This window comes from Chitinophaga filiformis, from assembly GCF_021646545.1.
GTDB lineage: Bacteria > Bacteroidota > Bacteroidia > Chitinophagales > Chitinophagaceae > Chitinophaga > Chitinophaga filiformis_A.
This window is the reverse complement of sequence record NZ_JAKIRP010000027.1, coordinates 70,720-92,236: the sequence shown is the minus strand read 5'-3', so window position 1 is coordinate 92,236 and position 21,517 is coordinate 70,720. Positions and strand designations below refer to the sequence as shown.

Annotated in this window: 20 protein-coding genes; 16 read left to right on the top strand and 4 right to left on the bottom strand. The window is 43.9% G+C overall.

The window, feature by feature from the left end:
• Positions 1-329: 329 nt before the first annotated feature.
• Positions 330-3,488, bottom strand: coding sequence for a TonB-dependent receptor (locus L3C95_RS34670; RefSeq protein ID WP_236395257.1), 3,159 nt, complete (start codon positions 3,486-3,488; stop codon positions 330-332).
• A 498-nt stretch (positions 3,489-3,986) separates the two neighbouring features.
• Here L3C95_RS34670 and L3C95_RS34665 point away from each other — a divergent pair, with 498 nt between their 5' ends.
• The 11 genes from L3C95_RS34665 to L3C95_RS34615 all read left to right on the top strand — a co-directional run bounded on the left by L3C95_RS34665 (position 3,987) and on the right by L3C95_RS34615 (position 10,001).
• Positions 3,987-4,367: a hypothetical protein gene (locus tag L3C95_RS34665; protein WP_236395256.1), complete on the top strand. Its 381-nt coding sequence runs from the start codon at positions 3,987-3,989 to the stop codon at positions 4,365-4,367.
• A gap of 103 nt (positions 4,368-4,470) precedes the next feature.
• Positions 4,471-4,872, top strand: a complete 402-nt coding sequence (locus L3C95_RS34660; protein WP_236395255.1) for a hypothetical protein — start codon at positions 4,471-4,473, stop codon at positions 4,870-4,872.
• Between the two features lie 82 nt (positions 4,873-4,954).
• Positions 4,955-5,419, top strand: a complete 465-nt coding sequence (locus L3C95_RS34655; protein ID WP_236395254.1) for a hypothetical protein — start codon at positions 4,955-4,957, stop codon at positions 5,417-5,419.
• 104 nt (positions 5,420-5,523) lie between these two features.
• Entirely contained in the window at positions 5,524-5,982 is a 459-nt protein-coding gene (locus tag L3C95_RS34650) for a hypothetical protein (protein ID WP_236395253.1), read from the top strand.
• Positions 5,983-6,454: 472 nt separating this feature from the next.
• Positions 6,455-6,781 carry a hypothetical protein gene (locus L3C95_RS34645; protein ID WP_236395252.1) on the top strand — a complete coding sequence of 109 codons (327 nt, stop codon included), beginning with the start codon at positions 6,455-6,457 and terminating at the stop codon, positions 6,779-6,781.
• Positions 6,782-6,842: 61 nt separating this feature from the next.
• Complete coding sequence (locus tag L3C95_RS34640; RefSeq protein ID WP_236395251.1) at positions 6,843-7,586, top strand: hypothetical protein; 744 nt, start codon at positions 6,843-6,845, stop codon at positions 7,584-7,586.
• 37 nt (positions 7,587-7,623) lie between these two features.
• Positions 7,624-7,992, top strand: coding sequence for a hypothetical protein (locus L3C95_RS34635; RefSeq protein WP_236395250.1), 369 nt, complete (start codon positions 7,624-7,626; stop codon positions 7,990-7,992).
• Between the two features lie 62 nt (positions 7,993-8,054).
• Entirely contained in the window at positions 8,055-8,423 is a 369-nt protein-coding gene (locus L3C95_RS34630; RefSeq protein WP_236395249.1) for a hypothetical protein, read from the top strand.
• A 320-nt stretch (positions 8,424-8,743) separates the two neighbouring features.
• The gene (locus L3C95_RS34625) at positions 8,744-9,109 is read left to right on the top strand and encodes a hypothetical protein (protein WP_236395248.1); all 366 of its coding nucleotides are present in this window, start codon (positions 8,744-8,746) and stop codon (positions 9,107-9,109) included.
• Between the two features lie 38 nt (positions 9,110-9,147).
• Positions 9,148-9,528 carry an SRPBCC domain-containing protein gene (locus tag L3C95_RS34620; protein ID WP_236395247.1) on the top strand — a complete coding sequence of 127 codons (381 nt, stop codon included), beginning with the start codon at positions 9,148-9,150 and terminating at the stop codon, positions 9,526-9,528.
• Positions 9,529-9,530: 2 nt separating this feature from the next.
• A complete protein-coding gene (locus tag L3C95_RS34615; protein WP_236395246.1) occupies positions 9,531-10,001 on the top strand; it encodes a hypothetical protein in 471 nt (156 codons plus the stop codon).
• A 1-nt stretch (position 10,002) separates the two neighbouring features.
• Here the strand turns inward: L3C95_RS34615 and L3C95_RS34610 are convergent, their stop codons facing one another.
• Together L3C95_RS34610 and L3C95_RS34605 are read right to left on the bottom strand one after the other, a co-directional pair.
• Complete coding sequence (locus L3C95_RS34610) at positions 10,003-10,275, bottom strand: hypothetical protein (protein WP_236395245.1); 273 nt, start codon at positions 10,273-10,275, stop codon at positions 10,003-10,005.
• Positions 10,276-10,352: 77 nt separating this feature from the next.
• Entirely contained in the window at positions 10,353-11,249 is an 897-nt protein-coding gene (locus L3C95_RS34605) for a LysR family transcriptional regulator (RefSeq protein ID WP_236395244.1), read from the bottom strand.
• Between the two features lie 205 nt (positions 11,250-11,454).
• Between L3C95_RS34605 and L3C95_RS34600 the strand changes: the two genes are divergently transcribed.
• Together L3C95_RS34600 and L3C95_RS34595 are read left to right on the top strand one after the other, a co-directional pair.
• Positions 11,455-11,808, top strand: coding sequence for a hypothetical protein (locus L3C95_RS34600; RefSeq protein WP_236395243.1), 354 nt, complete (start codon positions 11,455-11,457; stop codon positions 11,806-11,808).
• A gap of 11 nt (positions 11,809-11,819) precedes the next feature.
• A complete protein-coding gene (locus tag L3C95_RS34595) occupies positions 11,820-12,212 on the top strand; it encodes a hypothetical protein (RefSeq protein ID WP_236395242.1) in 393 nt (130 codons plus the stop codon).
• Between the two features lie 168 nt (positions 12,213-12,380).
• Here L3C95_RS34595 and L3C95_RS34590 read toward each other — a convergent pair whose 3' ends face one another.
• On the bottom strand, positions 12,381-16,631 hold the full coding sequence (locus L3C95_RS34590; protein WP_236395241.1) for a sugar-binding protein: 4,251 nt from the start codon (positions 16,629-16,631) through the stop codon (positions 12,381-12,383).
• Positions 16,632-16,965: 334 nt separating this feature from the next.
• Here L3C95_RS34590 and L3C95_RS34585 point away from each other — a divergent pair, with 334 nt between their 5' ends.
• From L3C95_RS34585 to L3C95_RS34575, 3 genes are all read left to right on the top strand, one after another.
• Positions 16,966-17,397, top strand: coding sequence for a hypothetical protein (locus tag L3C95_RS34585; protein WP_236395240.1), 432 nt, complete (start codon positions 16,966-16,968; stop codon positions 17,395-17,397).
• A 16-nt stretch (positions 17,398-17,413) separates the two neighbouring features.
• Entirely contained in the window at positions 17,414-17,836 is a 423-nt protein-coding gene (locus L3C95_RS34580) for a hypothetical protein (RefSeq protein ID WP_236395239.1), read from the top strand.
• 507 nt (positions 17,837-18,343) lie between these two features.
• Positions 18,344-21,511, top strand: coding sequence for a SusC/RagA family TonB-linked outer membrane protein (locus L3C95_RS34575; RefSeq protein WP_236395238.1), 3,168 nt, complete (start codon positions 18,344-18,346; stop codon positions 21,509-21,511).
• Positions 21,512-21,517 lie beyond the last annotated feature (6 nt).

Here is a 21,517-nt window from a genome sequence, read left to right as displayed (position 1 = left end):
GCAATACTTACCTTAAAACTCGCTTCATACACCGCTGGGCGGCCCATGGCTTTCTTTTTCATAATTAGTAATTTAATTTAGCTTACGCTTCTTACCAAATATGTAAAGCCAATCCTGAATTAATACAGATGTGACTAGCATATAACCAGCATATGACCAGGATTAACCTCCGATTATCTTCCGATCAGATCGGAGGATAATCGGAAGTTAATCCTGGTCATATGCTAGTCATATCCTGGTTTGATGCAGGAAAAGGGGGGAGGAACCTATGTTCAATAAAAAAGGGCCTTGCAATGCGAGGCCCTTTTTATTACTATTTCTGCTGAAATTTAGAAGCCATACCTCAACCCGATCTGTACCTGGAAAGGATTACCACTTAATCCGGAAACCCCGGCATTGGTATTCACACGGTAATTGTAGGTATTAGTAGTCGGATCAAAACCCGTAATGGTATACAGGCTGGTTGTACCCACGTTATGATTCACACCCCATGATTTGTTCAATGAGTTCGCCACGTTGAACAGATCGCCGGATATTTCAACGAACTGTTTTTTGAACGTCTTTATTTTCTTGCTCACCCGGATGTCGAATACACCATAGAATGGGTTTTCTCCACCATTTCTTTCTGCTATTTTTCCAAAGCTGCTGGTGATATATTCCTTGGTGCTCTCTTCTACTTTAGGATTGTTCAATAAAGCGTTGATACCATCTTTGATGTATTGAGGAGTGCTGGCAGCTTTAGGATCGTAAATATAAGCGAGGTCGTTGGTAGCAACGAAGTCGCCGTTCATGTTACCATTCACGGTAAGTGAATAACGGGTACCGCCGATACCTGAGAAACGCACACCTACGCTGATACCCCAGAATGTTGGAGCAGTACCGTATACAACTACTTTATTTCTGAACTGGTTGTCAGAGTATGACATCTTACTCAGGTCACGCGGATCGTCTTTAACGTATTGCACCAGTGTTGCTGTATTTGCCACGTTACCGTTGTAGGAAGTGTTGTCTTTACTGCTATTCCATGTGTAGGAGAAGGCGATCTCACCGTCTCTGAAGTAACGGTACGCTCCATCCAGTACGAACGCCATCTGGTTTACTTTTCCAATGCTTTGTAATTCCAGTACACGTCCTACTTCGGTGGTTTTACGGCTTTGTGTCCAGTCGGCAGCACCATTGGAAGTAGTAATAGTATTCGCAGGAACATACACACCGCGATTGTCTTCCTGAGCAATACGGAAGTAAGGCTGATCCACCATGTTACGGTCAATATACGTATAGTTGTTCCGTCCCAGTGTAAGGTAGCCGTTGATGCTCACCCTGAAATTTTCTGTAAAGAAGTGGGAGTAAGATGCATTGGCTTTATAGACGGTAGGTACTTTCGCATCCTTTCCATTCATGTTAATGGTAGCCAGCTTCGGGATATTTGGATTGTTGATGAGATCCATACCCGGAGCGGTAGCCGGATTTTTTCTGTAGGAGATGAAATCAGGTGTAGGTACCAGGGTTCCTGTCAGGTCTACGCCAACAATATGTGAACCGTCGAACAGCATATTGTTGATCATAGAATACGGGTTGAGTGCAGAACCCAGGATGCCGGCGCCAACGCGGATGATATCGCGTTTGTTCTGTCCGATGTCCCATGTTGCCTGAATACGTGGCTGTACCTGCAGTGTTCTGAGCTTATTGGATGTATTGAGTCCAAGTGTTCTGTCAACTGTTGCGTTGTAGTTAGCCCTGTCCAGGTAAGCGGTGTAGTCCACACGTATACCGCCGGTAATGTCGAGCCCTGGCGCTACAGTTGTTTGTACCTGTGCATATGCATTCGGAACGAGTATATTGAATTTGATGTTGTGGTCATCAGTTAAATATACGTCCCTTGCATAACGGTAAGGCGTCAGGTTGTCGAAGTTAGTAAGACCGGTGAAGAAAAAACGTCCGTTTGTCTCGCTACCATAAATGGAGTTCTGGTTGGTGAATGTAACACCACCACCGAAGGTGAAGTGTGATTTTCCAACATTCCAGTAAACGTTATCTATCAGTTGTACCTGGTGGTTGTTGAAGTAGTCGCCACCATAACGCTGTCCTCCCAATTGTATTGCGGTACTAAGTGTAGTACCTTCAGCGCTGGAAGATGTCACATTCTGTACGATAGCGCGCGGAATATTATCAGCCGGCAGCTGCGAGTTGGCAAACAGTTTATTATACTCCCAGTAATGTTGCAGTTTTAATTCGTTGGTCACGCGGGGACTGATAGAAGTACGCAGCGACGCCATAATGCTGTTGTTGATGCTTTTGCGGTTGCTGTATACTTCGAAGATGTTGATCGCAGTATTGTCTCCGTCAGACTGATTATCCATGTCATAGATGAAGTTATCTCTGATAGTCAGCAGGTTCTTTGCATTCAGCTGCCAGTCTATTCTTCCGAAGAGTGCATGTGTATTTTTCTTCTTGTCGAACTGGCCTACCTGAGGACTGTTAGCCACGCCGTATTTGCTTCTTGCGATAGCCAGGAACTGATCCAGTCCTGCCTGTGTGATATTGTATCTCTTTTCATCATCGGGCGACTGAATATAGGCGATACTCAAAGGACGGGAGTCCTCCTGATGGTCCCAGGCAAAGAAGAAGTGCGCCTTGTCTTTGATGATCGGTCCGCCGATAGAGAAACCGTATTGATAAGTAGAGAATGGCTGATTGCGTTTCTGTCCGTTAAGGCCGTATTTGCTCGACAGCCAGTCGGTTCTGAGGAATGTAAAGGCACTACCTGTCAGTGTATTCGTACCTGATTTCGTTACTGTACTGACAGTTCCGCCACCAGCATTACCATAGGTAACATCATATTGATTAGTCACCACCTGGAATTCCCTTACGGCCTCCATAGAGATGGAATAAGCACCAGTAGGTTGTCCGCCGGAAATAGTGCCTCTTGCCGCCATACCATCAATTGTAAAATTGGTAGCAGAAGCAAGTTGTCCGGAGAGGTTTGACCCACTGCTTAGAGGAGAGAGGTCCATCAGCGACGTGAAATTACGTCCGTTCACAGGCAGTTTCGCAATATCCTTTGCTGTTACAGCGGTTGCTGCACCGATATTCTCCACTTTGTTTTTGTTGGAACCTGCAGTAACTACAACAGCTTGTAGTTCTGTTGTTTTCTCTTCCATTTTAAAAGTTACCGTCAGCAGGTCGCCCTGGTTCAATGAATATCCTGTTTGCTTTTGCGATACCATTCCCATGGCTTCAACAGTAACGGAATACGGCGTACCTAAAGGCAGTTCTTTCAGTAAGAACTCCCCCTTGTCATTTGAAACGGCCCTGGTCTGAAAGCCGGTAGACTCGTTTCTTACCAGGATCATAGCACCCGGTAAAGGTGTGCCATCAGCTCCGCGCACTTTACCGGAGATACCGGCGAGGTTGGCTTGCGCGAATGAGTAGATGGACGCTAAACACAGAAAAAAGGTAATGAACATCCGTCTTTGACAATTCGTCATCGTTATGGATTTTGGTGAGTAATGTGAATGTGCAAAGGTGGTGAGCGAATATTACGGGAGTTTTAGGGAAGTGTTAAGTTTGAGTAAAGGAATTATTGTTTAAACGAGTAGGGAGGTGGGAGGGGAGGGGGATACGTTTGGGGAGAAGGCGGCATGTAAATAGTGCTCTTTTGGTTATTATGGAACTCAAAAAGCTATTGAAAGGAAATTAGAGAATTTGGTTGTCAAATATTCCTAATATTAGGGATATTGTATTTTCTTTGTGGATGGAAAGTTAGTTTATAGCTATAGGGTGAGTCATCTGTTTGTATCTATCAGGCATTTATAATTACCTGGTAGCCGTATTAAGCATGTGCTTATGAAAAATCTTTGTTTAAATCTGCTGATTCGTTTTTTATAGGTGTTTGTAGTTCGTAGTGATTGAATAAAATACGGGTCGGCAGTTCGATAGTACTCGATTGAGAGTAGGTTCATGGTTACGATTATAAATTCATGGGTATGATAATATTTGAATCTGACGCCATTTTTAATATGCGTGATTTTGTGATTGATTCTAAGGTCTTATTGTTGAGGGGACGTGCGCCATTGAACGTAAAGGAAAACCACATTGATATTAAGTTTGTTGATGTGAAATATATAGATATCCCTGTCTCACTAAATGGTATCAAAATAAAGAAGGTGGTAAAAGACCAATTTTTAGATCCAATATTTAATGTCATTAATGATGCACCGAGCTTTAAGCAATTTATCATTGAATCTGAGAATGTTGAATACGTTATCGGTTGTTCTGGACTGTGCGTTTATTACGTGCGGGATACTTCTTTTGTGTCGAGTATAAGAAAAGATTTGAAAAAGATTAAAATAATCGCGTCTGCTTAGTGGTTGTGAAAACGGTAGGGATTATGTTGTTTCGGCGGCTGCCGTATAAATATGGCAATGTCATTTGTTTTAAATTATGTGGGCGAATTAAATAAACATAGATATGTTAATTTATGAATCAAAAGAGCGTTTCGAGTTGTGGGATTTTATGGAAGGGCTTCGCGTGCTTGTTCTAAGAGGAGGGACAGGAGGGTTGAATACATACAATTATGTAGAGGTTGAGTTTTTGGGTGTGTTCTATTTAAATATACCTACTTCATTGTCCGGTGTCTGTATAAGCAAAATGTCCGATGAAGAGATTCAACATTTGCCAATGCGAAACCTAAGGAAAGGTGTACATGGTAAATTCTTCGCTGTTAAAACAGAAGGAAGACAATTTGTAATTGGAGCCCTCAGTGTGTCGGCATACTACACAAAGGTATCAGGAATTCTGCCAAGTATACGGGACAGTGGTATAACAATATCAGACATCGAGGTCATAGCAAGTTCTGTAGATTTCAATTGAGACTGCGAATGTTCATGTATAAAAGATGTTTAGAGCAGATACATCTGGTTCTTCGAATATATTAAGCCCATAAATTTCCAACATGCCGGAATTAATAGATCAATATTTTTTAGTTGATACAAGAGATGCAAAATTTGTGACACAATTCCTTGATAAGTATGTGCCGGAAAGGGAACCAGTTACTGATTCCTATCTGATTACAACGGAGGCAGGTGAAGAGGAAATTGATTCAAAGAATATAGATCTCGTATTATCATTTTATGAAGAGCATGTAACCGGCATCGATAATATATATTTAAAAAACCTTGACGAAAAGTCATGGATTGCCTTTGCTATTGTTGCTTATACGGATGATGGCAAAATGATTTTAGGAATTTCTGCCTTAGGGACTTTTGATGATGTCGATGATATGAGGGAAAATATTAAGATCTTCAACGATATAAAAGCCTTTACTAATTCTGCGGTTGCTTGTATGACATTGGAAGAGCCTCCACCCAATAACTCAATTGAATTTGTTGAATTTGCGAGGCAGCGAGAATTGCTTTAGAGACGACGGTATGGTAGAAGGGGTAAGACAAATGGAACAGTACTTTAGGCGGATAAAGATAGATTAACCAGACTAATTAAGTTATCAATACCAAAGCAAAAAAAATGGATAGTAGACTAGCTGATTTTGTTAAATCCGGCACCATTGAAGGGCTGACTGTAGGTGGTACAGTCCCTTCAAAAAGAAGCAAGTGGTTACATTCAACTGATATACACCCTAACGGGAAAAGCCGGCTTTATCAGTGTACTATTAATGGGGTGACTATTAACGTTGGGGCAACTGAAGATGATAGGGTCGCATATGCTGTGGTGCACATTGATAAACAAGACGGAGTTTATTCTTTAACGTTAAACGGGGAGGTTCTTGAATGGCGAGAGCTTACCTTAGATCAGTTAATTAAATATCTTGATGAAAATGACTTGTCATGGAGATTTGGACCGACTTTAGAAAGGGTACTGACTTTGTCTTTGGATGATAGTCATATAGAGTTTGTTTATTCATTCTTTCCTGGAGAAGTAGGACTTCAGATAATTCAAGCTGTAGAAAAAAACAAGGACAAGTAGATTCTGAAATGTATTAGGCTGCCGAAGGTCCCGGCTCTTGCATGTGTTAGTCTTCATACTGGCTATGAGTCCACAGGAGTTAGCTATAAAATATTATTTGGAGAAAAGAAAGAATATTTAGTATAAAACAGAATTATGGTACTGACAGATAAGCACAAGCGGTATCACAAAAAAGGGTCTTCTTTATTAAGAATATATTCATTGACTGCATTAGTTGCGCTTTTGCTTTTTTTCGCTTGTGACGATAATAATACCGCGAATTCAGGCGACGGAAGTATCGGTGGAACATCGGAATGGCAGGAAGATCCCAAGGGGTTAAGCCGACCATTAAGTCATGCTGACAGTGTAATGCAAGAGTATCAAAGACGCCAGCCGCGGCCTCAAAAAAAGCATAACAGAGTCCATTGGTCCGATATATTTGAATGAGGAATTTGTGGAGATAGTTTTGATTTCCGGGCATAAGAACAATATTATGAAACTTGTAGACTTAGTTCACTATTTTACGAATGGCGGTTCCTATAAGGAATTTTGCCGTTCTCAATCATTAGAATTGAAATCGGAGGTAATTGAAGTGTATATGGAAGGTCAGTTCGATGTAAATAATGAGATCGCTTTCTTTGAGACTGAAAAGACATTTGGTAAGGTTGAATGTGTCTTTAACGGAACTAAATATATTAACCTGTTTGACTTCTTTTATTTTTTAGATACCATTGAAGAATCGAAAAGTAGTGAAAACCAGGCAATAACTGATGCGGAAATAGCAAGCATCTTATTATCGTATGCCAGGGATGATGCATGATACGATATTGAACAACCCTTATATCTAGACTATTAATGAAGATGGCCAAATTTTAGATTACATGAAAGTCAATTTTATTCTCCTTATTACAATCTCTTTTCTCACAGCATGCCAACCCTTTGAAGGAACGAGATCGTTTAATGGATTTAATTTTTATCGCATTGAACCTATTGCAACCATTGACTCTTCATTGAAGGTAGACGTAACCTACTCGCAAGGAAATATTGTAAAGGTTGATTTCAAAGATAGTCTTAAGCGTCTTCTTTCCGATACAATAATCTACAGAAAAGATGGAATCTTTCTCTTTCAAAATCATCCGGAAGATGATCATTTGTCTAGCGACAGTACGTTACGAATCTTAGGAAAGATTTCGGATACAGTTCGCACGTTTGTTTTTGGAAAGTACCATGAACAGTTTAGGCTCTTTTTTGTCGAAACGCCGTTAAATGACTCGGTAATTAATGTTGAATTCGTACATAGATCTAACATTGTGTGCGATAATATAAACGAGAAAGTAATTGCTAAATTAGCTTCCTTTAGACAGCATGTGCGGTTTTATGCTTTGGCGCTGGAGATAACCTTTAGGTATGATAAAAAGTGCCTGTATTATACGATTGTAGAGAATTATGGCGATTGGAAAGCAAAAAATTTTCCAGATACTCTCAAGCATGTTTACGGAAGTATATACTTAGATAAGTATAGAATAGAAATGGAGGAGCTGGAGCCGGTGTTTAAGCTGCATTTGACGTGTGAGGAGATTCTGGAAAAAAAGTTAAGAGATTCCTTAAAGACAAGGGAACCATAACGTCGTATAAAAAAGCAGGTAAATGAATACATGTAGCATGCTAAAGCAGAACCTGAGCAGGCACACCAAGGTTAAGCTAAACGATTTCGCAATTGATATCAATAAAACAGAACGGGCAATTATTTTTCTTTACTGCAGTTGGAGTCCTACGATTACACAGTTGAAAAGTTTAATGGATTCCCTGGTCAACTATCAGGATATACTGTTGCTAGTTTATGATATTGATGAAAAAGAAGCGCTACAGTTTTTTGATGAGCAGGGTTTGCAATCAAATGGATGGGGAGAAACTTATTGGATAAAAAATGGAAAGGTAATTTCTACCTTAAAAAAGTATGGCCCGCAAAATATGGAGGAATTAATTGGCAAAAATGCGAAATTACTAGAAGGCAGCGGGAATTGTAAGTAAATGACGGAATATTTGGTACATGCCTTAAGAATGGAAAGTAAATATATAAGTGAAAATAGCGTATGATAGAATTAACGGTTGAGAACGAAAAATTGCCTTTAGATGCTGTATGGTATCATTACCGAATCGAATCTTTCACTGGGCATACATATAGCCTGACAGTCTCACTGGATGAAGAAGAAGTATTGAGCTTAATAGAACGATATGCCGAAGTTGGCATTGATAATGATATGCTGGCCAGAAATATATTGGAAAAGGACGAAAAGAGGACTTCCTTAGGACTGATATGGAATCTACTTCTCTTCTTTAAAAAGAATGGATACGTTGAAGAAAATAAGGTGAACTCTTCATGCTGGACTATTAATAATATAAAGAATGTAATAGTCAGAGACGGATTTTTGATTTTATATGGTGAGGCTAGCAATGAGTAATAGTTGCATATAGAATTAATTTGATAAATGACTATAGAAGAAAAATTAGAACAAGGGTATTTTGGTGGGATGTATTCAATACAAAAATGAGTATAGATTTTATTTTATGCCCATAGCTTTTTAGATTCTCAATATGAATACGTACGATCCGTACTACGATCTAAGTGAAGATGGGTTTGTGTTTCGAAATAATTTGGAAGTGGTAAGTGACCATAGAATTCTTGATTTCTAGCCGAGCTTATCGGTGTAACTGGTTTTAATAAGTAAATCCTACATTGGAAGAGAAGTAAAGAAATTATCCTATATCTATCATACTAACCATGCAAGCGTTCAAAATCAATTTTCCCGTAAAACTTGACTGCATCAAAGATCCATTAGATGATAACATTGATGCTAATTTAATCCTGGCTGATGGAAGCGTCTATGTCGCGACTTTATTTACTATTGCTAATATTCAAGGATTGATGGAACAGAATGACCTGCCTTATTTTCTCGCAACTGATATGGTGATTGTAAGGGAGCTAACAAAAAGTACAATTAGGGCTGCCCTGGAGGAGATATTGAAAATGGATGAGGAAGGAATAAAAATGACATCGTCTTATATTGGAACGATAGAAAAGCAATATTCGCATTGCTTTCCGGAGGGAGTGTCTTTTGAGCTGATAGAAGATGAAACACTAGAATAGTGCAGTTAATTATTTAGCTTTGCCCCCTAAACAGCCACATGAAAGATTACAAAAAACACTTCATCGTCCCGGCGCCACCGGAAGACTTATATAAAGCACTCACCAATCCAACCACCATCCAGCTCTGGACCGGCGAGCCGGCCGAGATGTCCACTGAGCCCGGCACTGAGTTCGCCCTATGGGATGAAAGTATCGTGGGCATGAACCTCGAATTCGAAGAAGACAAAAAGATCGTCCAGGAATGGTACTTTGGGGAACAGGAAGAGCCTTCTATTGTCACCATCATCCTGCATCCGAATAAGAAGGGAACAGACGTAGAGCTAAGACATACCAACATCCCCGACGAAGCCTACGACGACATCGTAGAAGGATGGGGCAATTCCTACTTTGGCGCTTTAATCGACTTCTACACCGAATAGCCATGAAAGCTGCCTCTATAGCTGAGTTAAAGAAAGAATTACAGGAAGTCCCACCAGCACAGCTGGTGGAATTATGCCTGCGTCTGGCCAAGTTTAAGAAAGAGAACAAGGAACTGCTCAACTACCTGCTGTTCGAGTCACACGATCTGCAGGCCTATATTGAAGCAGTAAAAGAAGAAATGGATACTGCTTTTGCCGAGTCTCCCCGGCAAAACATCTATTTCGTTAAGAAGCATCTGCGGAAAATATTACGCGCTACGAATAAGCATATCAAATACACCGGCTCTAAGCAAGCCGAGGTAGAATTACTACTTTATTACTGTACGAAAATAAAAAAAGCAGGCATAAAAGTAGGGGAGAGCGTTGCTCTGACCAAACTTTATATACAGCAGGTGAAAAAGATCGAGAAGTCTATTTCACTACAGCACGAGGACCTACAGTATGACTATAAACGACAGCTGGAGCGGCTGTAGCTTATTCGGCTTCTTCAGCCATATCCAGTTCAGTTAATTTACTGAAACCAGCATATTCAGCAGCAGCTTCGGGACATAAAACCGCACCCAGTGAAGCGACTACTTTCTTCGCCAGCAGATCAATATCAGCAGTACTGGTAGTCAGGAAAGAAGGCGTGTGTTCCTTCATCTGTTTCAGCAGGTTATTCTTGTGTTGTATAGAGATACCGGCAAGTTCTTTCAATCTTTCAGTAGTCGTATTATACAATTCTTCGTAATAAAAAAGGATGTTCATAATGCACTCATTTGAAAGACAAATGTATGCCTTAGGCTATAATGAAAGCTATATAGAAATCTTATGATCCATAAGATTTAGTTATAGATAGATTTCGCTAATCTGATAAATCGCTTACTCAGTTCACTCGTTTCCCCCTTTCGTTGTATGAAGTAAAAACTACGCTCAATACGCAATCCTTCAAAGTTGAGAACGGCCAATTCTCCGAGTTGAAGTTCTTTTACAATTGATCGTGTGGAGAGGAATCCCACACAACCGGATTCTACCAGAAAATTCTTCAGCGCCTCAGTTCCCCCCAGTCTTGCATTGATTTTTAAATCGTCCAGATCGATCTTGCTTTTCTTCAGTCCCTGCTTAATGGCCTCAAGCGTACCGCTGCCGCGCTCACGTATAGCGAGAGGCATGTTCAGGATCTCCTTGAGAGGGTATTCTTTCTTTTTTACCAGCGGATTGTTGTGGCTGCAAACGGCTACGATCTGATCCTTCAGAAATGGCAAATAGGTCACATTGCTCAGTTTGCCTTTTTCCTCCGTCACGCCGATGTTGATCTCTTTGTTTATCAATGCATCCAGTACAATCTCACTGTTCCTGTTCAACAGTGAAATCTCCACCCGCGGATATTCCTGGTTGAAGGCAGACATCACCCGGGGAAGTATATACAAAGCCGCGGTCGTACTGGCGCCGAGGTTAAGTACCCCGCTTGCCTGCAGCTTGTCTTTCATGACAGATATATCAAATTCCGTTTCCTGCTGTATCATCTTCACTGTCAGCAGCCTTTTGTATAATAGTTGGCCCGCCTCCGTCAACTCTATATGTAAGCCCTTCCGCTCGAACAGCTTCGTCTGATATTGCTCCTCCAGACTTTTGATATGCCCGCTCACCGCCGGCTGTGAAATGAATAATACCTCGCTGGCCCTGGAAAAACTTTTCTCCCGGGCTACCTCCATAAATACCAGATGTCGGGTCGATAACATAACCGTTGTATTTACGGCCAAGGTATTTAAAATAGCTAACTGCTCCAACAGGCAGCATCCCGCAAAAAAAATATTTACCGGAATATCAATTACTTGTGCTTTTATTAAAACTGAAACTTTCAGAATATTTTGAAAGTTCGAATATTAATACCTACGTTTGTATCACAAAAGCAATCGTCTGCCAGTCACCTAAAATGTACCCGGTATGAACACACTCGCTTACATCATTTATCTCTTCATCACCTACCTGATAACTGTGCGCGTGGGCTTTATTTTTTACCGTAACGGACGAATTTTTATCCTGGATCTGCTGAAGAACGACGTCGCCCTTACCGATGCCATTAACCGCATATTACTCGTCGGTTATTACCTGGTGAATCTGGGGTATGCGACCTTGATGATCAGTACCTGGGAGACGATCCTTAGCTGGACAGAACTTCTGGTATCCATAACCGTCATGACCGGCAAGATCGTGCTCACACTCGCCATCATGCATTATTGCAATATGCTGGTCATCTATCTTATGAGTAAACGTAATAAATCAATTCTTCACCCATAAAACACTGTTGTATGCAATCGCAATTAAACTTCATCGCTTACCTGATCTATCTGCCCATAGTGATCATCCTGACATGGTATGTGGCGCATACACTTTTTAAAAATAGTAAGGTGTTTATGCTGGATATATTCCATGGAAAAACCGATATCGCTACTGCTACAAACAAGCTGTTTGAGACAGGTTTCTACCTGCTCAACCTGGGATTCGCTTTCTGGGTAATGGAAATATCGGCTGCTATCGTGGACCAGCGTGACATGCTGGAAGTGCTGAGTGCAAAAATCGGTGGCTTCTGCGTCTACCTCGGCATCATGCTGTTCTTTAATCTCTACCTGTTCTTCCGCGGAAGAAGAAAGGCAAAGGCGAAATCACTGCTGCTGGCATCTGTTCCCAAAATAGAAGGGTAAACATGAGTCTGTCTTTTATCCCTATACCGGTCTTCTCTATTGTTTACACTTCCCGCTAACAGGTGCTATGGCAAAAGGCCAGGCACCTTCAGCATATATATCGATACATACACAGAAACGCCCGCTCCGTTCACGAAGCAGGCGTTCCTTTTTTTAGCAATGACGATCTTACTGTATCAGCAATTTCTTCGTGATCACTTTATCGCCCGATACATACTTCACTACATACACTCCTTTTGGTAACTGCGGAAGATTCAGCCGCACTTCTGCCTGTGCTTTCGCTGTATATACCTGATTGCCATTCAGGTCATACACAAACACGTATCCTTTTCCACTATGATTGGAGATCATAATCTTAGCCTGTCCGTCTGGTGCCGGATTAGGCAGTATACGGATCTCAGGTGCTTTCTCCGTCACAACTGCACCATGCGTAACTGCGGTAGTCGCAGCCGCTGCATTGGCCAGTATGACAGTACCATAAGCTGATGTATTCTCATAGTTGAACAGATTGCCAAACCATACGGCCTGACCATCACGTGTGCCGCCATTGTCATCATCATCATAGCCAACATCAAAACCAAACGATACACCTGCAGATGGCGTAATGCCCAACTGCGACCATGGAATGCTGATCTCCACACTATAGCCGCCAGTAATAGCTGCATACGCATGCTGTACACCTGTAATAGCTGCTTTTGTAAACAGCGAACTGTTATTGTATGCCTTGATAAACTGATTGTCACGTCCATCAAATACCGTCAGCTTGTTATTATTCGCATCAATGAATATTTCTACTGCATCATTTTCCCACGGATCGGGCGAGTCTGCATGTAATGCTCCATCCAGCACCCGCACGCCAATGTAGAGATTATTGGCATCCCAGAGCACACCAAAGGTAGCAGTGTTGTTTGGAGATCCTGTCGTCACTTTACTGATGGTTTGCGATAAGTTCCAGCTACTTTCACTCAGACTGCCATTCACCGTAATCGTACCCGCAGCGGGGCGCGCCTGTATGGTTCCTGGCTGATTAGGATCGACCACCGTACCCACCGTCACCTGCACCTGGTCGCTGGCCGTCAGACTGCCATCGCTCACTGTGAGCTGGAATACATAGGTGCTGCCATTGGTCAGCCCTGAAATTACCGGATTAGCAATTGCACTGTTGCTGATTGTTGCCGCCGGACCACTCACTTTCGTCCAGCTGTAAGTAACCGCATTCCCTTCCGGATCAGACCCCGTACCCTGCAGGCTCACAGTTGTCGTATTAGCTGCCAGCGTAACATCTGCACCTGCATTCGCTACAGGAGGCTGATTAGGCGTACCACTGCAAGTAGTCAGATAAACAGTACCAAATACAGACGGATTTGAAAATGCGGTCGTATTCGTTGCAAATGATGCCATCTGTGCATCACGTGTACCGTTGTTATCATCATCATCTATCTGCACGTCCAGCCCCAATGGTTTACCCAGCGAAGCAGTAGTGCCGATAGTCGTCCACGGAATAGCTACCTCCAGGTTATAACCAGTTGCTGTAGCATACTGCCTGAAGTTAATACCGGTAGTTCTGGTTACAGAATTGCCACCAGGATGCACCGTATTATCATTCCAGCGGAAGCCCAGCTGGAAATCATTCGCTCCGTCATAAGTAGTGCCTTTGCTATTATCACCGTCAATGAATATTTCCACCACATCATCTTCCCACCAGCTGCCACCGGAGTCGGAGATCCTTGTGGCATCGTTCACTTCCACCAGCAGGTAAAGATTAGTATTGTCATACAGTGCTCTCCATTTGCCGGCATAATCAGACGGCAGACTACCCAGTACAACGTTGCTGATATTCCTCACAGGAGCAATCGCCCAGGCGCCATCAATGGTTGCATCGATCACAGGAGGAGTGCCCGACACCTGTGCTATCACCGGCGATATACAAGGCGGATTATCATTATCTGCAATGGTGATCACTGCTACGGTATCACCTCCCAGATTGTAAGAAGCATCTTTCTGTAAAGTTAAACGCACCGTCTCTGGCCCTTCAAACGCAGCATCATTCACGGGCGTAATATTGATCACAGCAGAAGGCTGCGCCGGCGTCAGGGTAATGGTACCACTCAATGCAGGACTAGCTGTATAGTCGCCCGCGCTGGCCGTACCGGCAACAGTATATTTCACATTGATGCTCTGCGACAGCGATGACGTGCTGACAGTAAACCTACCCGCAGTTCCATTCTCGGAAGCATTGGCTATTGTTGCCAGTACATTTACGCCCGGTAGTATACTCACCTTCCTGGTAGCGGTGAAATTGCCACTGGCAGTAGTCACGGTAATATTGGCCGTACCGAATCCAAGGGCAGTCACTTTACCCGTGGCATCTACGCTGGCTACGGATGGATTGGAACTACTCCACGTCACGTTCTTATTGGTAGCATCTACGGGTATGATATCAGCTGTCAGCTGTAAGGTCTGTCCCTCCGTCAGCGTTGTATCATTTGCGGGTTTTATCGTAACACCAGATACCGGAATATTGATGTTCTGAATGATCAGCTGGAAACTGTTATTCTTATTGATATACGCACCTGATTCCGCATTCGTGACTGTCAGATTATTGAACGTCGCCGTCTGCGAACCGGCCTGCACATACAATCCGAACCCGCCGTATACGTCGGCAGGAACGTCACGTACTACAGGATCTAATCCTGTTCCGTCAATGGTGGTATTATTAAACACGAGGTGATGAAGATTATTCCCATATATCTGAATGCCATCACGCTGAGAACGAAGAATAGTATTGTTGTCAAACTGCATGTTGAAAATACCGCTACCGCCTGCATAGAACTCAATAGAGCCTCTCTTCTGATTCCACAGATCATAACTGGTACCGCAACCTGTCATGGTGTTTTCATACACTTTAATAACATCGCCGGGGTATTCAAATGTAAACCCGGGGAAGTCATTGGTGAAACGGATCGCAGAACCGCCCACGCCATCTTTGATGTAGTTATGATGGATCTCGTGACCGGTACCGCCAAAGAGGGCAACACTGCCCGCACGCCAGTTGTTTTCGATCGTATTATACCTGAAGATGTTATTGCGGCAGGTTTCATTGTTGCCAGCCACATTAGCCGGCCATACTGCCAGACCATCATCACCGTTGTTTCTCACACTGCATTGCTCTACAACGGAATTAGAGGTACCCTGACAGAAGTTCACGCCATCAGCATAGTTATTCCTGATACGGCATTTGGAGATCACCAGGTCACGGGTAATATCGATCGGATAAGGAGGGTCGTAGCCTGCTATCCAGAAGCCGCACTCAAAGTGCTCGACCCAGATGTCATGTATACGCGATCCGGTACCATAGGTACCCATAAAACCTTTATAGGTCTTATACATTTCACCCGGCAGCCTCGGATTAGGTTCATCATATTTCAGACGGTCGTTGTTGATGGTGCTGAGCGTAAAGTGAGAGATTTCCACATTGCTGGCGCGGCCCATAAAACCACCATAAAATTGCCTGTCGGTCGAGAAATACACTTCCGTATACCAGATACCGGCGCCCTGTATCTTCATATTGCTGACATTCAGTGCCAGCTTATCACTCAGCATAAAACGGCCGGCCGGAATATACACATGTTTCCCCTGTGCTGATGCAGCAGCGATACAGGCATTAAATGCCGCAAAATCGTCTGTCTGGTCGTTGGCCACGGCGCCATAGTCGGTCACCGATAAATAATTGGCCGGCTGAGGCAATGCTCCGGGAACTGGCTCGAGTTCAATGAAGTCAACGCCATAGGTAATAGCGTCTCCATTGTCTTTCCGGATACTGAGTTTATCGCCCGCGTTCAGCGGATTGTCCAACCGAAAATGCACTTCATCAAAGCGCATGAAGGTTTTACCTCCGGGTGTCTGCACCGGATCAGCAGCAGGAAAATACTGGTATGCCCAGTAAGAGGAGAGGGCGATGTTCCTGACCTTGGTACCGTTCACATAGAGACCAAGTGAGCCACTTCTTCCTGCGCCGGTGTTGTCGTCGGGGAGGGTAAAACGCAGGGTCACACCCTGGGCTGCCTGTGTCAGTGTCCATTCAACGCTGGCATTGTTGCTGCCGAGGCTTACATACTTCTGGTCAGAAGCCTCCGATGCAATGTCCGTCTGAATAAACTGGGGAGATTGCTGTAATGCAGCGCCACCATCCAGCGTTGCATTCTCAGATTCATAACGCGTGTAGGGCAACTGATAAGCACCGCGGGGTAGTCCGTCGCTTTGTGCAAAAGAAGCCATACAGGGCGTCAGTAACAACATGAAAAGTATGAGCTGGTACCAGCCGGGAACTTTCCTGAGGTACTGAGACCGGGCAGGACCAGCCTGCGTAATGGACGCGCGATACCGCGCTTTCGAGGGAAAAGAAACGGGTTTTCTCATTATTGTAGGTATTTAGAGACGTGGATATTTGCCAGGACCTCTCCGAGTCAACAACGTGGTAATGTTTTTCATCCGTGGTAATATCAAAGGAAATGAAGTCAGCCGAAACGGGCAAGTAGTAAGAAGAAAATATAGAAAATACGGCGTGTGCAGGCGTCCGGTTTATTCGTAATCGTTTCAGAATTAATTCGCTGTAGATATATGGTAGTCTTAATTGATATAGGCTTTTTTGAGATAGGGACGCATTCATGAGCCTGATATAGTAACACTTTATAGGGAATTTGTGGGCAGATTATTTTGTTTATTTTAGCTGCTGCTTATGAAATAAATATCTATGGAGTTCCGTACTGCCCGAAGTCATTACAATACCTTTTATATGATCGTGTTGGGGATCGTGTTGGGGGTTATCATTCCTGGGTCATTAGGTGCCTTGAAGACCAGGATGAACTGGTATTTTTTACCGATCCTTTCCGCAGCACTCTTACTACCTTATGCATGTTTCCGCGTTTATCTTTCAATTGATATTGCGGATGAACAATTGGTTCTGACGGAGATGAATTTCTTTGGAAAAAAGGTGACCATTTTTAATATTAAGGAAGTAGAGTTGCGGCTTTATTATATCCCTCGGCCTCCCGTGAGAAAGGGACGGGCATTTTATTCCATGTATATTATAAAGGGAGGGAAGATCCTTCATCAGATAGAACATGATATGAAAGAGCTGTCCGTTTTTATTGATCGCTTCAATAGAAAAAAGGCAACTATTTAATAGTTAAAAATGTATAATGGAAATTAAATCCCGCTATTCTATCTGGCAATTAATGCTACAGTCTTCCCTGGCTTTCGTAGTGCCGATTATACTCATCTGTCTCGGATACATTCAGGCAGGCACTCTTGTAATGGGTGGTTTGTCATTGATTCTTGTGTTGGCTAAGCCTGGTGTGTCTTCCATAGCAGTGAATGAATCGGGAATTACCGTGAAATGGCGCAAATATTTCATCGGACATACACTAAACCGCCCAATCGACAATATTTCCCTGGAGATTATTTATTCTGGCTCCACAGGTGAACCCGAAGATGCGATTTTGAATGTATTTGAAGGTAGGAAGTGCATTCATCAGGTATATGCCTCGTATGGATTTACTGAGGATAAGTTCCGCGAATTTATAGCAGCCTTCAATGATATAAAAGCGGCAGCCCGCGTTTGAGTTAAGCACATCGCGCTGTTCTTGCAAAAGCAGGATCACGCTTCACACGTTTCTCCGTAAGCGAACTCTTACTTCGGATGAAAAATTCCCCGTTCATAAGATATATCGTGACATTATCCCATCATCAGTAAGGACAGCGGAAGTGGCACCCGGTTTCAGATGGGAATGGCGGGCCTTCGGCTCTCCGGTGACACGAGAGGTGCTGTTTAATCCGTATTCAGAACCATATTCGCTTGACAACGCTCAATAGCCTTCCAGAGAGGCGCCGACCGCCATCCCATACTGAAACCGGAGCTACTCAGCGTAACAGAATCTCCCCCGAGCTACTTCGCATAAGTAAAAGAAACAAGTGAAAAAAAAGAAGGCGGAAAATAACTGTAATGATGACAATTATACTATATTCATTATGAATTTCACTGTTAGCATGAAAAACACCGGAAGTACTGACCGGTCCGGACCTCTAGTGCAATAAACATACCTCCGAAAACTCAACTAAAACCCATCGTTATGAAAACGCTTCACGCTTTCTTAGCGCTGCTGCTCTTTGCCCATACTCTCGGGTTTGCGCAGCAGGCTAACCCAGTCACTTATTCTGGTACAGTAACAGATTCAACAGGCATCCCCATCCCGGGAGCCACCGTCGCAGTCAGGAACAGTAACAAAGGAGTTGTAACAAAGAACGACGGTTCATTCACCATTCAAGCCACGCCCGGCACAACCATCTATGTCAGCATCGTAGGCTTCCAACCGAAAGAAGTACTACTCGGCAATCAAACAAAATTGCAGATAACAGTCGCCTCACAAGCCAGTAACCTCACCGACATCGTAGTAGTGGGTTATGGTACACAAAGAAAAGCATCGGTAACTGGCGCCGTCAGTACCGTGAAATCGGCTGACCTGGTACGAACGCCCGCCACTACCACTTCCGCGGCTTTAGTGGGAAAAATGCCCGGTATTACCGCCCGCGCTACTGACTCGCGACCAGGGAACGGTACCAATATCCAGATCCGTAACCTCGGTAGCCCGCTATTTGTAATTGATGGTGTGCCATATACCGGTAGCACAGCAACAACTGGATTTGGTTTCACCACTGGTTCAGGGCAAGACATCTTCAATAACCTCGGACTCGACGATATTGAGAATATCACCATCCTGAAAGATGCCTCTGCTTCTATCTATGGTTTGAGAGCCGGTAACGGTGTAGTGCTTGTAACGACAAAGAAAGGCCGGAAGAATGAACAGCCCAACATCAATCTGTCAGGCTATTACGGATTCCAGAATTTTACCCGTTACCCGTATCCCGCTAACGCCGGACAATACGTACGCGCCCTGGTGGAATCGGAACAGAACCTGGGCCGCGACCCCTCATTGCTCTACAGCCCGGACCAACTGGCAAAATGGGAAGCGGGCACAGAGAAAGGATACAAGAGCTACGATTACTATAAAGAAGTACTCCGCCCCAATGTGCCGCAATACTACATTAGCGCCAACGCCTCTGGAGGCTCACAACGCTCCAGCTATTATATGTCTGTCAGCCGCCTGAAACAAGATGCTGTGATCAAAGATTACAGCTTTGAACGTACCAACCTGCAGGCAAACCTGGAAAGCAGCCTGGCCAAAGGACTGAAAGTCGGTACACAGATCAGTGCGCGACTGGAAAAGAGGCACAATGTGGGTGTCCCCGGACTGGACGATTACTTCAATCCATTCCTGAGCATCTTTAGTATGTGGCCTACGGAAAGTCCATATGCGAACGACAATCCCAACTACATCAACCAGACGCACAACGTGAACGTAAATCCTGTCACGTACAGGGACGATATCACCGGTTATGTTGACGAATGGTGGAGAGGTATGAACGTCAACCTGAATGCACAATATGATCTTCCCTTCGGACTAAGTATCAAAGGCATCTACTCGTACAATTTCCTCAATGAAGAGTTTGATGGTTTCGAATATACCTGGAATGCGTACAGATATGACGCTGCAACAGATACCTACAAAACAGAGCCAGGTTTCGGTAACCAGAATCCCTGGAGGGAAAGACATAAAAGAAATGTAATCTCCCGTTATGCGCAGTTCCAGATGAGCTTTGCCAGGAAGTTTGGCGATCATAACATCTCCGCTGTAGGTGCATATGAATTGTCTGACTACGACAACTCTTACTATGTAGTACACACGATTCCCTCCAATAATTATGTGCCTACCCAGTACCTGGTGGAGCAGGACTACCTGTCAGATGAATGGTCGCTGGAAGCAAGAGCTGGTTATATAGGCAGGGTCAACTACGATTATAGATCAAAATATCTGCTTGAAGTACTGGGCCGCTATGACGGTTCTTACCTCTACGCCCGTGGCAAAAGATGGGGCTTCTTTCCCGGTGTATCACTGGGTTGGAGGATCTCTGAAGAGCCCTGGCTGAAAGACCGTTTCGGTAATACGCTGAACGACCTGAAATTGAGGGCCTCTTATGGAGAGACAGGAAGTGAAATAGGTTTTTCAGATGGTAATCCGCCCAGCGCATTCAGCTATCTTTCAGGATACAACTTCAACCAGGGAGGCGCAGTCATGAATGGCAGTTATCTGATTGGTCTGCGGCCCCGTGGATTGCCCGTGACTGAACTATCCTGGGTGAAGAACAGGTCTATCAACGCTGGTATAGATTTTACGATCTTGAACAATCGGATCAGCGGTCAGTTCGATGTATTTGAACGCCGCCGCTCAGGTCTGCCTGCTGCCCGTTACGACGTGCTGTTGCCCAGTGAAGTGGGGTATTCATTGCCCAATGCTAACCTGAATGTTGACGCTACACGAGGTATCGAAGGAATGGTGTCTTACACCGGGCAATCAGGTAAAGTAGATTATTCGCTGGCGGTAAATGCCACCTATGCCAGACTGAGGTCTAAGAGCACATACAAGCCCCGCTTCGGTAATGCCTGGGATCAATATCGCAGCTCCATTGAAGACCGCTGGGCAAACGTTACCTGGGGCTATCACGTAACAGGCCGCTTTGAATCAGAAGAGGAGATAAAAACCTATGATATCGACAATGATGGCCGGGGTAACCGTACAGAACTGCCGGGCGATTTTAAGTATGAAGATGTAAACGGCGATAAGATCATCAATGGTCTGGATCAGCGTCCTATCGGTTATGCACAGGGCGCACAACCCTATGTGAGCTTTGGTATCAACGGAAGTGTTGCATGGAAGAGCTTCACACTACGCTTCGATTTTGCCGGCGCTACCATGCAGTCGTTCCTGCGCGACTGGGAACTGCGTTATCCTTTTCAGAACAATGGCTCGTCACCAGCCTATATGCTGACTGACCGCTGGCGTAGAGAAGATCCATACAATCCGACCAGCAGGTGGATCAGCGGCAAGTATCCCGCTATCCGTAAGGATAATACCACACACGTGAACTACGCGGTAAACGATTTCTGGATCACCAACGTACGGTACATCAGGTTGAAGAACCTGGAACTGGGCTATAACTTCTCGCGCGATCTCATTAAACATGTCGGCCTTTCTGCCTTGCGTGTATATGTAAACGGCACCAACCTGTTCTCCCTTGATAATGTCAAGGAATATGAAATTGACCCTGAGATCAGTTCTACCAACGGATTGGTATACCCGCAGCAACGCCTGTACAACTTTGGTTTTAACGTATCCTTTTAAGACTCC